This is a genomic window from Allobosea sp. (assembly GCF_035944895.1).
In the GTDB taxonomy this organism is placed as follows: domain Bacteria; phylum Pseudomonadota; class Alphaproteobacteria; order Rhizobiales; family Beijerinckiaceae; genus Allobosea.
In genome coordinates this window covers 14,377-29,209 of sequence record NZ_DASZAT010000011.1, presented here as the reverse complement: position 1 = coordinate 29,209, position 14,833 = coordinate 14,377, and the positions used below count along the sequence as shown (strand labels likewise).

Genomic DNA, 14,833 nt, shown 5'->3' with positions numbered 1-14,833 from the left:
GAAAACGGCGTCACCTGCTCGATGAGCCGCTCAAGTAACGTCTGGGACAATGCTGCCATGGAGAGCTTCTTCTCATCCCTAAAAACCGAGCGCATCAGGGACAAGCGCTACCTGACCCGTGACGCGGCCCGGGCTGATGTGTTCGACTACATCGAGCGCTTCTACAACACGATCCGCAGGCACTCGACCATCGGCTATCTCAGCCCCGTCGAGTTCGAAAAGAAGGTCGGATTAGCCTAACCGACTGTCCACAGAACCGGCAGCAGGCCAGGTTCTACGGGATCAATCTTGTGCTCGTAGATGCTAGATCACGGATAGCGCGGGGTCCCGCTTTAGCGACAAGATGTCTCCCGGACCTCAGCCGAGACCGGGACAGGCCATGCGGACGCTTGTTGTGCCTAATCTTGATCGACAGCCAGATCCAACTCGGTCAAGGTCCCGGTGTCCTTGCCGAACCACGCCCTGATCGATGCCTTTCGCTTGCCGAGATAGCGCGGCTGGTTCCCGTCGAGCACCATCGGCAGATCGTGGCCTGGAACGACGACGGTGCCCGATCGTTCGCGCCATTTGTCCCAAATCATACCGATCGTCGCACGGCTGACGGCGGCGTCATAGGTCATGTCGGTGTCGCGCGAGATCAGTTCGGCCCGGTTCTTGGCGGCGTCGCCGGTGAAGATGACGTCGCGCGCCGGGGTGCGCCAATGGAAGATCAGGCAGCCGGGCGTATGGCCGGGCGCCAGATGGGCGGTCATGCCCGGGAAAACCTCGGCGCCATCCTCGACCCTCTCGCAGGTCGGCCAGTCCGACAACGCCCGGACATAGAGCTCCGGCACCGGCGTCTCGCCCCAGGGCACCGTCAGCGCCCAGTCCATTTCGACCGCTCCCACCACGATGCGGGCGTCGCGGAACAGCGTCCAATTGACCGAATGGTCGTAATGGGAATGGGTCAGCAGGAGATCGGTGACCTCGCTCGGTTTCAGCCCTCTTTGCGCCAGCTGCTCGATCAGGAGCTTGCGCATCCCGAAATTGCCGGCATCGACGAGCGCGATCCGGCCGCCTTGCCGCAGCAGCGCGACGGTACTCCAGCCGAGCCCGCCATGGCAGGTCGACTTGCCGGGGAAGCCGCAGATGACGAGGTCGAGATCGGAGCTCGCCAGTTCGGGCGGGGTGTCGAAAGGCTTCATCATCCCTCAAATCCGTAGAGCCTCGCGGGGTTGTCGACCAGTATCCCGCGGAGCGGGCCGGGATCGCCGACCGCCCGCGCAAGAGCCGCCAGCGATTCTGCATCGTCGACCTCGGCGAATGGCTCGATCTCGCCAGCCGGCCGGCCGCCTCGCCCGCCGCCGGTATGGGGCCAGTCGGATCCCCAGACCAGACGGTCGGCGCGGGTCTCGATCAGGGCCTTGACGAAGGGGGCGATCCTGTCCTGCTGCGCGCCGCACAGCCGACCGATCGACGAGAGCTTCACCCAGACAGTACCGGTTCGCACCAGTCGCAGGAGCGACACAAAGCCTGGCTGATCGACGCCTTGGTCAAGGTCGGGCCGGCCGAAATGATCGATGACCAGAGGAGCGGGCAAGGTGGCCAGCCGATGCTCCAGGGCCGCGATGACCGATAGACGCGTCAGGATCTGGACATGCCAGCCGAGCCCCGCGCAGCGGGCGGCCTCCTCGCGCAGGCTGGCCCAGATCGCCTCCGGGTCGATGATCCCTTGCGTATCGACATTGAGGCGCAGGCCCCGGACCCCGGCCTGCGACAGTCGTGCGAGGTGATCATCGGACGCATCGCCCTCGACGACGGCGACGGCGCGAGCCCGAGAGCCCAGCCGGGCAAGGCCAGCCAGGAGCCGGCTGTTGTCCGTCCCGTAAGGGCTGGGCTGGACCAGGACTACCCGGGAGACCCCCAGTCTCTCATGCAGGGCCAGCAGCGTCGGCTCGTCGGCGTTGCCGGGGGTGTAGACCCGGTCCGGCGCAAAGGAATAGGTTCCGGTTGGCCCGAACAGGTGGACATGGCAATCGCAAGCCCCCGGGGGTATCGCCGCATCAGACATCATGCGCCCTCCGTGGCGACGGGGTCGCGGCCGCGCAGAAGCCTCGCCAGGACATGCGGGATCAGCCCGCCTGCTTCGAGCAGGGTGATCTCGAGCGAGGTCTCGATCGCAGCGCGCAAGACGAGGCGGGCGGGTTCGCCATCGGAGCGATGGATGGTCAGCGGGACCTCGCATCGCGGCGCCAGCCGGCCCGGCCCGAGATCGATCTCGAAAAGGTCGGTCGAACGGATATCCAGCCGATCGGGATGCACGCCCTCGGGCAGCAGCAGCGGCAGTATCCCCATCCCGATCAGGTTGGTGCGGTGGATCCGCTCGATGCTCGCCGCGATCACGGCGCGAACACCGAGCAGCGCGACGGCCTTGGCCGCCCAATCGCGCGACGAGCCCATGCCGTAGCGCTCGCCGGCGACGAGGACGAGTGGCGTCCCGTCCCGGCCATAGCGCTCGGCGGCCTCGGTCAGCGGCACGATCTCTCCGGACGGCTCGTGCCGGGTGAAGCCGGCCGGGGTGCCTGCCGGCAGCAGCCGATTGACCGCCAGCCGGTTGGTGAAGGCGCCGCGGATCATCACCTCGAAATTGCCGCGCCTGGAGGCGAAGACGTTGAGGTCCGCGGGATCGCCGCCCTGCGCGACGATGTGCCGGCCGGCCGCGCTGTCGGGGCGGATCTGATTGGCCGGCGAGATATGGTCCGTGGTGACATCGTCGCCGAGGACGATAAGGGGGCGGGCATGACCAGCCGCCAGTGGCAGTCCCTGCTCCCGGACGAAGGGCGGCCGGCGCAGATAGGTCGAGGCCGGGTCCCAGGGAAAGCGCGGTCCGCTCGGTGCGTCCAGCTCGACCCAGAGCGGGCGTGTCGCCGCCTCGTGATAGGCTGCATCGAAGTCGGCGACGTCCCAGCCCGAGGCGACCGCCTCGTCAATCTCGGCTCCCGTCGGCCAGACCTCCCGCAGCATGACCGGCTGGCCATCGGCGCCGATGCCGAGAGGCTCCCGCGTGATGTCGATGTCGACCGTGCCGGCGAGTGCGAAGGCGATGACCAGCGGCGGCGAGGCCAGGAAGCCGTTTTCGAGATCGGGATGGACGCGGCCGGGGAAATTGCGATTGCCGGACAAGACCGCGACAGGCCGGAAGCCCGTCCGGCCGAGTGCGTCGCTGACGACATCGAGCAGGGCGCCGGAATTGCCGATGCAGGTCGTGCAGCCATAGCCGACGATGCCGAAGCCCAGCCCTTCGAGGTCGTCGAGCAGGCCGGCGCGGCGCAGGAAGCGCTCGGCGGTCGGCGAGCCCGGAGCCAGCGACGTCTTGACATAGGCGGGCGGCTTCAAGCCGCGGGCCCGTGCCTTGCGGGCAAGCACGCCGGCGGCGGCGAGCAGGCTCGCATCGGAGGTGTTGGTGCAGCTCGTGATCGCCGCGATCACGACCGCTCCGTCGGGAACGGCGAGCCCATCCGCAACCGCCAGCGGAGGCGTGAACGCCGAGCGTGTCCTGCCCGCAGGCAATCGATCCTGCGGCCGGCGCGGACCGGCGACGCTGGCCTCGATCGCGTCGAGGTCGACGGTGAGGCTCCGCGTGAAGCGCGGCTCGGCACCGGAATCGAACCAGAGATCGCCAGCCTTCGCGTAGGCCTCGACCAGGGCGCGGTCGCGCGGCGAGCGGCCGATCCGCGAGAGATAGGCGAGGGAGCGCTCGTCGATCGGGAAATAGCCGGTCGAGGCCCCGTATTCCGGCGCCATGTTGGCGATCGCCGCACGCTCTCCGACCGCGAGAGTCGAGACACCCGGCCCGAAGAACTCGACGAAATCGCCGGTGACGCCGAGCGCTCGCAATGCGCGGGTGACTTCAAGCGCGAGGTCCGTCGCCAGCACGCCGTTGCGCAAGCGGCCCGTGAGCTTCACCCCGATCACATCGGGAATGCGCAGGACCACGGGCACGCCGAAGAGAGCCCCTTCCGCCTCGAGGCCACCGACGCCCCAGCCGAGCACACCGAGGCCGTTGACGGTCGGTGTATGGCTGTCGGTCCCAAGCAGGACATCGGGGAACGCCCGGGGTTCGCCCTGATGCATCTCGCAGGCGACCACGCTGGAGAGCCGCTCCAGATTGATCGTGTGCATGATGCCCGATCCCGGGGGATGAACCCGGATTCCCGGCATGGCGGACGCCGCCCATTTCATCAGGCGATAGCGCTCGGCGTTGCGGTCGAATTCCTTCTCGAGGTTGCGCCGGAAGGCGTCGGGACGGCCGAAGACGTCGACGCCGGAGGAATGGTCGGTCGATACGTCCACGGGAATGCGTGGCGTCAGCAGGTCCGGGTCGCGGCCGTTTTCGGCGAGCACGTCGCGCATGGCGGCGATATCGACCAGCGCCGGCCCGCAGGTCGTATCGTGCATCATGATGCGGTTGGGCAGGAACGGGATCTCGACGAGACTGGAGCCCTGCTCCAGCCAGTCCCGGAAAGCCTCAGGGAGATGCGCTGTCTCCTCTACTGGCGCCGACCGCATCGCATTCTCGAACAGGATCCGCAGCACATGCGGCAACCGTCGAAAATCCGTGCCGATGAGCGGCGCGACGTCGAGGCGGCGAAAACTTTCTCCCGCCACCTCAAAGGATTTCCACTCGGTTCTGGCGTTCGTTGGCACGGGCTCAATCAGGCTTGAAGCCTGCCTTGTTCAAAATGTCGGCCCAATGATCGATCTCGGTCGACACCAGTTTCTGCATGGCGGCCGCGCCGCGCTCGCCGGCGGCGGGTACCCGCGCGCCGATCGTGGTGAGGCGCTTGCCGACCTCCGGGTCGTTCAAAGCCGTCGCGACGGCCTTCTCCAGGATGTCGAGGACCGGCTTCGGCGTGGCCTTCGGCGCGAAGAGGCCGGTCCAGGTTTCCGCCTGAAACTCCGGGAGCCCTGCCTCCACGGCCGTCGGCACCTCCGGCAATGTCGCGGACCGTTCTTTCGAGGCGACGACGAGCGCCTTCACCAATCCGGACTGCGCCTGACCGGCCACGGACGCGACGAGGTCGCAGGAGCCGTCGATCTTGCCGGCGATGATGTCGTTCACGGTCTGGCCGAAGCCGCGATAGGGCACATAGGTCGGCGGCGCCTTGATCAGCCCGAAGAACAGCAGGCAGGTGATGTGCGAGGCGGCGCCGTTGCCGGAATGGCCGAAGGTCAGCTGGTCCTGCTTCTGCTGGGCGACTGCGATGAACTGCTTCAGGTCGTTCGCCGGAAAGTCCTTGCGGACGAAGATAATGTTCGGTGTCGCCGCCACGACGCCGAGATAGACGAAGTCTGTCTTCGGATTATGCGGAAGCTTCGGCATCACGGTGACGGCCGCGGCGAGCGTTCCGGTGTGGCCGAGGCCGATCGTATAGCCGTCCGGCTGCGCGTTCTTGACCCGGGCTGTTCCCGTCGCCCCGCCGGCACCGCCGACATTCTCGACGACGATGGTCTTGCCCAAGGCCTTGCTCATGCCCTCGGCCAGGATGCGGCCGGTGGCATCGGCGGCGCCGCCTGCCGCGAACGGCACGATCATGGTGATCGGCCGCTCAGGGAACGACTGGGCGAGCGCAACGCCCCATGCCGCGCTTAGAAGCAAGCCGAACAAGCCCTTGGTCAGTAGCCTCACGGTGACCTCCCCGGTCAGACTCGTTTTTCGAGCGATTAGGTTCAGCCCCCGAGCAGGCGCCGAAGTTTTCTCACAGCTGCATCGGGTGACGAAAGCACGGGTCGCGATGTCAGCGCCCGGCAGGCATCGCTGGCGCGCGAGGTCGAGAAATGCGCCAGCAGGATCGCGTCCCGCTCGCCGAGTTCCGCCACGCCTTCGGCCACGCGCTGGTTATGGGTCGCGGCATCGCCGGCCCTGAGGGCCTCGATCGCCCCGACCGCCAGCCAGGGCGTCAGCCGCGCCTGCGGATTCAGCCGCTTGGCCTCCTCCGCGAATTCCTGCTCCATCATCGCGACGGCGGGACCGAAGGTCGCGATCATGCCGATGTTCTCGCCATAACCGAGCGCCTCTTCGAACATCGCCTCGTTCGGTTTCAGGACCGGAACAGGTAGGATGCGAGCCGCCTCCTCGATCGCCGGGCCGAAGGCCGAGCAGGTAAAGAGGACGGCCCTGGCGCCGGTCGAAAGCCCGTATTGGGCCAGCGCCAGGATGCGACGCGATAGATCCTGGGTGAGTGCGCCGGCAGCCGCCCGGTCAAGCGCCAGCCCGTCATCGAGGACGCCGACCGGGTCGGCCTCCGGCCAGATCTGCCGAAAGGACTGCGCGATCGGATCGACGGCGACCGGGGTCGCGTGGACGAGCGCGATGCGGATGCGATCGGACATGGCCGCCTCAGGGGTTGTAGAGCCAGGTCGCCGAGGCCGGGATCCGACAATGAGCGATCGCCGCACCGAGGGGCTCGTGACCTTGCGCGCGCAGGCGCAGATCGCCTCGCTTCAGCCGGTACTCCCATTTCTCGCCGAGATAGATGCAGCCCTCGACGTCGAAGGGCGCGCTCTCGGGGCTCGGCTCCGGCGAGACCGAGATCGCTTCCATCCGGATGACGGCACGCACCGAATTCGCGTCCGCCGGAGGCTCTCGATCCCTCCAGATGCCCGCCAGCGACAGGCCGGCGCAATCGATCATATCACTGTGCCCGGATGTCCGGACCAGCCGGCCGCTCAGGACATTGTTCGTGCCCATGAAGTCGGCGGCGTAGAAGGTCTCCGGCTTGCTGTAGATCTCGAGTGGGGTCCCCGACTGGACGATGCTGCCGCCCTTGAGCAGCAGGACCTGATCGGCGATCGCCAGGGCTTCGGCCTGGTCATGCGTGACCATGATGGCGCAGATCTTCAGGTCGAGGATCAATTTGCGGATCCAGAACCGCGCTTCCTCGCGCAGCTTGGCGTCGAGATTGGACAGCGGCTCGTCGAGCAGGAGGACCTTGGGCTCGTAGACCAGAGCCCGGCAGATCGCGACGCGCTGCTGCTGGCCGCCGGAGAGCTGGTCGGGATAGCGCGCGGCGAGATGCGCGAGGCCGAGCTTCTCCAGGATGGCCTCGACCTTGGCCTTGATCTCGCCCGCCGGGACATTCCGCAGCTTCAGCCCATAGGCGACGTTGTCGAAGACGGTCCGATGCGGCCAGAGCGCATAGGACTGGAAGACGAGGCCGATCTGCCGCTGCTCCGGTGGCAGGGCGACACCGGCCTTGTCATCGAGGACGGTGGTGCCGCCGATCCTGATGATGCCGAGCTCGGGCTGCTCCAGACCGGCGATGCAGCGCAGCAGCGTGGTCTTGCCGCTGCCGGAGGCGCCGAGCAGCGCGACGATCCGGCCCTTCTCGGCGACGAAGCTCGCCCCGGACAGGATCTGGACGCCGCCCAGCCATTTCTGGACGTTGTTGACGACGAGGTCAGTCATGGATCTTGGCTCCGAGACGCAGCGCCAGCGTCAGGCCGACTGCGGTCAGCAGGATCGAGATGAAGGAGAGCGCGGCGATCTGGTCCATCGCGCCTGACGTCAGCAGCGACACCATCAGCGAGCCGATGACCTCGGTGCCGGCGCTCATCAGATAGACGCCCGTGGCGTATTCGCGCAGGAACACGATCATGATCATCGCCCAGGCGCCGGCGAGCCCCGGGCGGACCAGCGGGATCACCACGTCGCGCCAGGTCCGGAAGGTGTCCGCCCCGGCGGTGCGCGCGGATTCCTCGAGCTCGGGCGCGACCTGAAGCAGCGTCGCCTGGATGATGCGCAGGCCATAGGACAGCCCGACGATGATGTAGGCGATCAGCAGGCTGAACAGCGTGGTGCGCAATGGCACCAGGAAGGGCACGAACAGGAAGAGCCAGAAGAAGGCGAGGCCGACGATCAGCCCCGGCAAGGCGCGAGGGACCAGCACGGAATAGTCGAGGAGCGTGCCGGTCCGACCATGGTTGCGATGTCCGGCGAGACCGACCACCAGATAGAAGGCAACGGCGACGGCCCCACCGATGGCCGCCAGCAGGATCGTGTTGACGATGCCGCGCGACAGGCTCGGCAGCTCGAACACGCGCTGGAAATTGGCGAGCGTCAGCTGCTCGGAGAGCCTGATGCCCTCGCCCCAATTCTCGACGAAGGCGCGCAGGATGATCCCGCCCACCGGCAGCACCACCGAGACCAGAAGCCATAGTCCGATGATCGAGAGCGCGATGACCTGTCCGGCGGCGCCGAGCTTGAGGAGGTTGGTGCGGGCCCCCTTCCCACCCACGGCGGCGAAGCGGCGGGCATGCCGCAGCAGGCGGCGCTGGATGAAGACGAGCGGCAGGGTGATCAGGATGAGGAAGACCGTCACCGCAGCCATGACCTGATAGGTCGGCGCGCCGAAGATCGTGTTGACCTTGTAGATATAGGTCGTCAGCACGAGGATGCCGTTCGGGTCGCCCAGCACGAGCGGGATGCCGAAGGTCTCGAAGCCGAGCAGCAGGTTCAGCGCCGCGCTGAAGACCAGAGCGGGCAGGACCATGGGCAGGGTGACGTCCAGCGACACCCGCCAGACGCTGGCGCCGGCCGTCCGGGCCGCCTCCTCGAGGTCGCTCGGCAGCCGCCGCATCGCCGAGGCGACATAGAGATAGACGGTCGGGACGTGGCTGAGACCGCCGATCAGGATGATGCCGGGAAGCGTGTAGATGCTCCACGGCGCCGCGCCGAACACGCTCCGGAACGCGATCGTGACGAAGCCGGACGGGCCGACTGCGACGGTGTAGCCGAAAGCCAGCACGATCGAGGACAGGAACATCGGGACGAGCACCAGCGGCTCGAGCCAGCGTCGCCCCTTGAGATCGGTGCGCGTGATCAGGAAGGCGAGCAGCCCTCCCAGCGGCACGGCGACGACGACCATGCCGACGGCATAGAGCGTCGTCGTCCAGAGCGCCCGGTAGAATTCGGGATCCGTCAGGATGAACTGATAGGCTTCCAGGCTCGGCCGGGCGGCTTCGTCGAAGAACGGAGCGCTGAGAAAGCTCTGATAGATGATGAGCGCCGCCGGCGCCGCGACCATCGCGAACAGGGTCAGGATGACCGTTGCCCTGAAGCGGGGCGCTTGAGCTGCGAGTGACATCGGATCCCTCGGGAAACTGCGCGGCTCAGCCGCGCAGTGCCTCCTTCCAGCGGCGGAAGAAATCGGCCCGGTTCTTCGGCTCGGTCGCCTCGAGCAGCGCGGTCGTGATCGGGATCGGCTTGAGGTTGCCGCCGGCCATTTCCGTCAGCCTGGTCAGGTTGAGACCGCTGGTCACATCGGTGCGGATCGACGGTGCGCCGACCGAGGCCAGGGCGGACTGGCCGGAATTGGCCAGAAGAAAATCGAGGAAGACACGCGCGGCGTTCGGATGCGGCGCGCCCTTGGAAATATTGGCGACGCGGGAGAACGCCGCGGTGTGGTCCGAGGTGAGGATGTAGCCGAGCGCCGGGTTCTTCGCCGCCCATTCGATCGCGTAGGAGGCGATGATGTTGAACGCCAGCCAGTGCTCGCCCGAGACGATCTTCTCGCGCATCGCGCCCGAGCTGCCATAGGTCTTGCCCTCGGTCGCACCGAAGGCACGGACGAGGTCGAAGGTGTCGGGCATGGTCTTGGCGTCGTTGCTGAAGAACAGGAAGCCGGTGCCGCTCTTCTCGGGGTCGAAGGTCGCGAGCTTGCCCTTCAGCGCGTCCTTGTTGTCGCGCATGAAGGCCAGCAGCTCCGCCCGGGTCTTCGGGAGCTTGAACGAGGCGAGCTGGGCCTTGTTGTAGAGGATGCCAACCGGCTCGACCGTGGTGCCGTAGAGCGTGTCGTTGAAATTGCCCCAGCCCGGGAGGCGAGCGGCTTCCGGTGACTTGTAGGCTTCGGCGAGCCCCTTCTGGACGAGGACCATCTGGAGATCCATCGCCGAGGTCCAGACGACGTCGGAGCCGACCTGTTTCGCGGCGGCTTCGGAGATGATGCGGTTATAGGCGCCGTTGGTGCCGAGATCGTTGTAGTCGACGCGGATGCCCGGAAAGGCCTTCTGGAAGGCCTCGACGATCGGGCGCCCCTGCACGTCGTCAGTCGAGGTGTAGATCGAGACCGCGCCTTCGGAGCGCGCTTTCTCGAGCATCGCCTTGTAGTCCGCGGGATAGCCGGCCGGCAGCTCCTGAGCCCGGGCCGACAGGCCTGCCCCGAGGACTCCTGCGCTTGCCGCCGATGCAAGCACGAACTGCCGACGATTGATCATGGCCATTCCTCCCATTGGTTTTCCTTGTAGGAGAAAGCCTATCTTTGTAAATTGGTTTTATCAAGCCGTAAAACCATTGATGCTCAAGCCAGCGCCTTCGGCACCCAGAGCCGTGATTTCGTTGGGATTTTCGGTGTGGCTAGGCCGCGCGGTCGGCGCCGCCGGATTTCGGATGCACGACCGGAGACTTCGATGCCAGCGCCCCGCTGAGATGCCGCCGCATCAGATGCGCGGCCTCCAGATTGTCTCCCTTGGCGAGGAGATCGAGGATCTGGAGATGCTCGGAGCTTTGCACCGCGATGCGCTGCGGGTTCACTTTCAGCCGGTACTCCGCCAGCCGCCGCAGCTGGTTCGCGCGTTCGAGAGCGTAGAAGAACATCGGATTGCCCGACATCCGGATGATGCCCTCGTGGAATTCCGCGCCAGCGGCCGTCATCGCCGCCGGGGCCAATCCCTCCAGATTTCCCGAGGCCAGACGCTCCTGCGTCCGGCGCAGCGCCGCCGCCACCGCACGGTCGAAATGGAAGCTGGGCTCGAGTAGGGCGGCCGGCTCGATCACCGCGCGAAAGCGGTAGATTTCCTCGAATGCCTCTGCGGTCTTGGCGACCTGGCGCAGCTTCCAGCCATAGCCAGGCTTCGGCTCGGCCCAGCCTTCGCGAGATGCGCGGGACAAGAGGTCCTGCGTCTGCGAGCGCGTGAGATGATAACGATCCCGGATGGCCTGCTCGGTCTGATCGGCCCCGATCCGGTCCTTCAGCCAGTCTTCGGCGAGCTGATAGTAAGGATCGTCGTCCACGGGGCCGAGGGGCTCCGTCGATGCCTCACCACCTTTGCGTTGCTCGGTCGCGAGAACGAAAAAGCCGCGATTCCGGCGATTCTCGATGACGCCCTGCTCGCAGAGGATTGCCAGCGCCTCGCGGACCGGCGAGCGCGAAACCTCGAAGCGCTTGGCGAGGGTCTCCGTCGCGAGATGCGAGCCCGTGCCGAACTCTCCCATCCCGATGCGTGCGATGATGTCGTTGGCGATGCGAAGAGCGAGGGGGCTATTGGGCATGACCGGCGCCGTTCAAACTTCATGAGTGATCGCAGGTCGAAGGCGCGATGGCAAATTGCGCGGGAGCATCTTGACCCAAGATTGGCTTTATATAATGAAATAGCCAATTCAAACTCACGATCACGCCGGAGGAAAGCCAAGATGAAGATTCTCGTCCTGCCATGCGACGGCATTGGCCCGGAGATCGTGTCCGCTTCCATGGCCGTTCTAGAAGTGGCGAGCGACCGCTTCGGTCTCGGCCTCCGCTTCGAATACGACGATGTCGGCTTCAGGAGCCTCGAAAAGCACGGCACGACCTTGCGCGACAGCGTGCTGGAGCGCGCGCGCAACGATTTCGACGGCGTCATCCTCGGCACTCAGTCGCATGCCGACTATCCGGCGCCGGAGAAAGGCGGCCGCAACGTCTCCGCCGGCTTCCGTATCGGCCTCGACCTCTATGCGAATGTCCGTCCGGCGCGCACGCGGCCCTTCATCGAGTCGAACATGAAGCCCGGCAAGACGATGGACCTCGTGATCATGCGCGAGGCCACGGAAGGGTTCTATCCCGACCGCAACATGCATCTGGGCTGGGCCGAATTGATGCCTTCGCCGGACATGGCGATCTCGTTGCGCAAGATCACCGCCCATTGCTCGAACCGCATTGCTCGGCGAGCCTTCGAGCTCGCTGCCAAGCGCCGCAACAAGGTGACCGCCGTCCACAAGGCCAACAGCTTCCACCAGACCGACGGGCTCTTCCTGCGCGAAGTGCGCAAGGTCGCCGCCGAGTTCCCGCAGGTGCAGCTCGACGACCTCCTGATCGATGCCTCGACCGCCCATCTCGTCCGCAATCCCGAGCGTTTCGACGTGATCTGCGCGACGAACTTCTACGGCGACATCATCTCGGACCTTGCCAGCGAGCTCTCCGGCAGCCTCGGCCTCGCCGGCTCGATGATGGCAAGCGACACCCATTGCTGCGCCCAGGCCCAGCACGGGTCGGCGCCCGACATCCAGAACCAGGACAAGGCCAACCCGGTGTCGATGATCCTGTCCTGCGCCATGTTGCTCCAGTGGCTGGGCGAGACGCGCAAGCTGCCCGCCTTCGAGCAGGCCTTCCACGCCATCGACAAGGCGATCGACACCGTCCTGACCGATCCTGTCTCGCGCACGCCCGATCTCGGCGGCAAGACCGGCACGAAGCGCTTCGGCGAGCTCGTCGCCCAGACCCTGCGGACGGCGTGACGATGACGGCAACGCGCAGGCTCGGCGGCACGTTTCGGGTCGAAGACGGCCGGCCATGCTGATCGGCGTCATCGCGGACGATTTCACCGGCGCGAGCGATATCGCGAATACGCTGGCCAAGGGCGGCGGCGGCAGTCCCGGCCTCGCCACCACGCAATTTCTCGGGATCCCTTCCGGCAGGGCCTCGGCAGACTGCCAGGCGGGCGTCATCGCGCTGAAGAGCCGCTCGCTTCCCCCGACCGAGGCCGTCTCTCAATCCCTGCAGGCGCTGGCCTGGCTGCAGGAGCAGGGCTGTCGGCAGGTCGTCTTCAAGTACTGCTCCACCTTCGATTCCACGAAAGAAGGCAATATCGGCCCCGTCGGCGAGGCGCTGGCCGACAGGCTCGGTGTCCGGGGCGTGGTGGCCTGCCCGGCATTTCCAGCCGCGGGGCGCACCCTCTACATGGGCAATCTCTTCGTCGAAGACGTGCCTCTCGACGAGTCGAGTCTGCGGAACCATCCGCTGACGCCGATGAGCGACAGCGACCTGCGGCGATGGCTGCGAGCCCAGTCTCGTCATCCCGTCGGGTTCGTGGCCTGGCCGCGCGTGAGAGGCGGCAGTCGCGAGATCGCCGGCCAGCTGCGAGAATGCGCCGATGCCGGCCAGGTCCTGGTCGTCGTCGATGCGTTGACCGACGGTGACCTCCTGGCGATTGCCGAGGCCTGTGCCGACGCGCCGCTCGTCACTGGCGGCTCCGGCATAGCGCTGGGATTGCCGCGCAATTTCCATAGATCCGGGCTGGTCGACGGGACACACCGAGCCTTCAGGCCAGCGAAGGGCCGTGCGGCCATCCTTGCCGGCAGCTGCTCTCGCGCGACGCTCGCTCAGATCGCGGAGCATGAAAAGCGGCATCCGGTACTTCGCTTGTCGATCGACGAGATCATCAGGGGGCTCGTCACGCCGGTGGACGTCGTGGCGTTTGTCGAGCGGCACGAGGGGAGCGCCCCTCTGGTCAGCACCTCACAGCCGCCGGCCGAGGTCCGCGCGCTGCAAGACACCTACGGCGCCGACAAGGTCGCGAGCGCAGTCGACGCGTTGTTCGCACGATCCGCCAGCCTCCTCGCCTCCCGGGGCCTTGCACGGCTGGTCGTGGCAGGCGGCGAGACCTCCGGCGCGATAGTTTCGGCGCTGGGCTTCGAATCCTTGGACATCGGGCCCGAGATCGCACCTGGTGTGCCCGCTGTTTCGAGTGGCGACGGTCGCCTGGCACTGGCGCTCAAATCAGGCAATTTTGGTCAGTTCGACTTCTTCACCCGGGCACTCGCAATCCTCGAGGGGGCGGCGTGACAAGCAAAGCGTTGGCTCGAGCTCAGTTCGTCGCTCTCGCATGATCACTCTTCAGGCTGGAGGTCCGCTTTCGGGCAAAGCGCCAAGGTCAGCTCCTGGCGCATGTGTCGCTCCGGCCGGCATCTTGGGCGCGCCTGCGTCCCCGGGCCTACTCTACGAAAAACTGGATTCTGTCGGCAGCGTGGCAGCCGACACCGTAGCAAATCGGCGTTCCGTCGCTGTCGGCGTCGATCTTCTGCATTTCGAGGACGGGGCGGCTGCGGGCGATCTTGAGCAGCCGCGCCTCACGCTCGGTCGGTAGCCGGCCGATGATCCAGGTCTTCTTGCGCGTATAGTCGGAAATGCCGACGCGCTTCAGCGCCTCCGTGCTGGAGGCCGTCTGCTGCATCGCCTCTTCCAGACCCGGCAGGCGCGCCAGCGGATAATGATTGCAGTTGATGCCGAGCGGTTGGCCCTCCACCCAGAGAAGCGTCTCGACCCGCAGCAGTTCCGTGCCCGCCTCCACGGCGAGATGCTCGCCGATCGCGGCATCGGCGACGTGCGTCTGGATCGAGAGCACTTGCCTGTCCCGGGCCAGGTTCAACCGCTGCATGTTCTCGCTGAATCGCGGACGCTGCCCGATGGCGTAGGGGACGACGGTGTCGGCGACGAACAGGCCGCGGCCGTGCTCGATCCTGAGCATGCCTTCCTTCTCGAGCTCCGACAGAGCCCTGCGGATCGTGAAGCGGCTGACGCCGAAACGCTCGGCCAGGCCGTTCTCGGTCGCGAGCTGCTGCCCGGCCGTCCGCTGGCGGATTTCCGCGCGCAGCGTTGCGGCAACGGCTTTCCAGAGCACGCCGCGTTCCTTGCCTTCCTCCTGCCCGGCCTCGTCCAACGGTATCGGCGCGTACATCTGGCCTCGTTCCCTCACCATCCCCAACCGCCTCGCCCCGGTCCGCCTTCACATGAGTGACATATGGGCTGCCTAGAGATGCGTACAA

General features: G+C 66.4%; 13 protein-coding genes. 3 read left to right on the top strand and 10 right to left on the bottom strand.

The genetic code is table 11. The features are described 5' to 3' along the window. Positions 1-240: IS3 family transposase (locus VGV58_RS22115; protein WP_326876209.1), on the top strand; the 240-nt coding region annotated here is incomplete at its 5' end. A gap of 158 nt (positions 241-398) precedes the next feature. Here VGV58_RS22115 and VGV58_RS22110 read toward each other — a convergent pair. The 9 genes from VGV58_RS22110 to VGV58_RS22070 form a co-directional block, all read right to left on the bottom strand. Beyond that, a complete protein-coding gene (locus VGV58_RS22110) occupies positions 399-1,187 on the bottom strand; it encodes an MBL fold metallo-hydrolase (protein ID WP_326876208.1) in 789 nt (262 codons plus the stop codon). Next, positions 1,184-2,053, bottom strand: coding sequence for an amidohydrolase family protein (locus tag VGV58_RS22105; RefSeq protein WP_326876207.1), 870 nt, complete (start codon positions 2,051-2,053; stop codon positions 1,184-1,186). The genes VGV58_RS22110 and VGV58_RS22105 overlap by 4 nt, the downstream gene beginning before the upstream one ends. Next, on the bottom strand, positions 2,050-4,647 hold the full coding sequence (gene acnA, locus VGV58_RS22100) for an aconitate hydratase AcnA (RefSeq protein ID WP_326876206.1): 2,598 nt from the start codon (positions 4,645-4,647) through the stop codon (positions 2,050-2,052). The genes VGV58_RS22105 and acnA overlap by 4 nt, the downstream gene beginning before the upstream one ends. A gap of 43 nt (positions 4,648-4,690) precedes the next feature. Continuing rightward, complete coding sequence (locus tag VGV58_RS22095) at positions 4,691-5,668, bottom strand: Bug family tripartite tricarboxylate transporter substrate binding protein (RefSeq protein ID WP_326876205.1); 978 nt, start codon at positions 5,666-5,668, stop codon at positions 4,691-4,693. A 41-nt stretch (positions 5,669-5,709) separates the two neighbouring features. Further along, on the bottom strand, positions 5,710-6,372 hold the full coding sequence (locus VGV58_RS22090; protein WP_326876204.1) for an aspartate/glutamate racemase family protein: 663 nt from the start codon (positions 6,370-6,372) through the stop codon (positions 5,710-5,712). Positions 6,373-6,379: 7 nt separating this feature from the next. After that, positions 6,380-7,447 carry an ABC transporter ATP-binding protein gene (locus VGV58_RS22085; RefSeq protein ID WP_326876203.1) on the bottom strand — a complete coding sequence of 356 codons (1,068 nt, stop codon included), beginning with the start codon at positions 7,445-7,447 and terminating at the stop codon, positions 6,380-6,382. Beyond that, positions 7,440-9,125: an ABC transporter permease gene (locus VGV58_RS22080; RefSeq protein ID WP_414644053.1), complete on the bottom strand. Its 1,686-nt coding sequence runs from the start codon at positions 9,123-9,125 to the stop codon at positions 7,440-7,442. The genes VGV58_RS22085 and VGV58_RS22080 overlap by 8 nt, the downstream gene beginning before the upstream one ends. A 25-nt stretch (positions 9,126-9,150) precedes the next feature. Next, the gene (locus VGV58_RS22075) at positions 9,151-10,254 is read right to left on the bottom strand and encodes an ABC transporter substrate-binding protein (RefSeq protein ID WP_326876201.1); all 1,104 of its coding nucleotides are present in this window, start codon (positions 10,252-10,254) and stop codon (positions 9,151-9,153) included. A gap of 139 nt (positions 10,255-10,393) precedes the next feature. Next, complete coding sequence (locus VGV58_RS22070; protein WP_326876200.1) at positions 10,394-11,308, bottom strand: FCD domain-containing protein; 915 nt, start codon at positions 11,306-11,308, stop codon at positions 10,394-10,396. A gap of 141 nt (positions 11,309-11,449) precedes the next feature. Between VGV58_RS22070 and VGV58_RS22065 the strand changes: the two genes are divergently transcribed. Further along, positions 11,450-12,526, top strand: a complete 1,077-nt coding sequence (locus tag VGV58_RS22065) for an isocitrate/isopropylmalate dehydrogenase family protein (protein ID WP_326876199.1) — start codon at positions 11,450-11,452, stop codon at positions 12,524-12,526. A 55-nt stretch (positions 12,527-12,581) separates the two neighbouring features. After that, complete coding sequence (gene otnK, locus VGV58_RS22060) at positions 12,582-13,853, top strand: 3-oxo-tetronate kinase (RefSeq protein ID WP_326876198.1); 1,272 nt, start codon at positions 12,582-12,584, stop codon at positions 13,851-13,853. Positions 13,854-14,001: 148 nt separating this feature from the next. On the opposite strand, the gene phnF is transcribed toward otnK, so the two are convergent. Next, positions 14,002-14,727, bottom strand: coding sequence for a phosphonate metabolism transcriptional regulator PhnF (gene phnF, locus VGV58_RS22055; protein ID WP_326876197.1), 726 nt, complete (start codon positions 14,725-14,727; stop codon positions 14,002-14,004). Between the last annotated feature and the right edge of the window lie 106 nt (positions 14,728-14,833).

What these genes read in the sequence shown, in the direction of transcription:
- VGV58_RS22110 (WP_326876208.1), bottom strand. Translation starts at nt 1,187, where the DNA reads ATGATGAAGCCTTTCGACACCCCGCCCGAACTGGCGAGCTCCGATCTC.
- VGV58_RS22105 (WP_326876207.1), bottom strand. Translation starts at nt 2,053, where the DNA reads ATGATGTCTGATGCGGCGATACCCCCGGGGGCTTGCGATTGCCATGTC.
- VGV58_RS22090 (WP_326876204.1), bottom strand. Translation starts at nt 6,372, where the DNA reads ATGTCCGATCGCATCCGCATCGCGCTCGTCCACGCGACCCCGGTCGCC.
- VGV58_RS22085 (WP_326876203.1), bottom strand. Translation starts at nt 7,447, where the DNA reads ATGACTGACCTCGTCGTCAACAACGTCCAGAAATGGCTGGGCGGCGTC.
- VGV58_RS22080 (WP_414644053.1), bottom strand. Translation starts at nt 9,125, where the DNA reads ATGTCACTCGCAGCTCAAGCGCCCCGCTTCAGGGCAACGGTCATCCTG.
- VGV58_RS22075 (WP_326876201.1), bottom strand. Translation starts at nt 10,254, where the DNA reads ATGATCAATCGTCGGCAGTTCGTGCTTGCATCGGCGGCAAGCGCAGGA.
- VGV58_RS22070 (WP_326876200.1), bottom strand. Translation starts at nt 11,308, where the DNA reads ATGCCCAATAGCCCCCTCGCTCTTCGCATCGCCAACGACATCATCGCA.
- VGV58_RS22065 (WP_326876199.1), top strand. Translation starts at nt 11,450, where the DNA reads ATGAAGATTCTCGTCCTGCCATGCGACGGCATTGGCCCGGAGATCGTG.
- otnK (WP_326876198.1), top strand. Translation starts at nt 12,582, where the DNA reads ATGCTGATCGGCGTCATCGCGGACGATTTCACCGGCGCGAGCGATATC.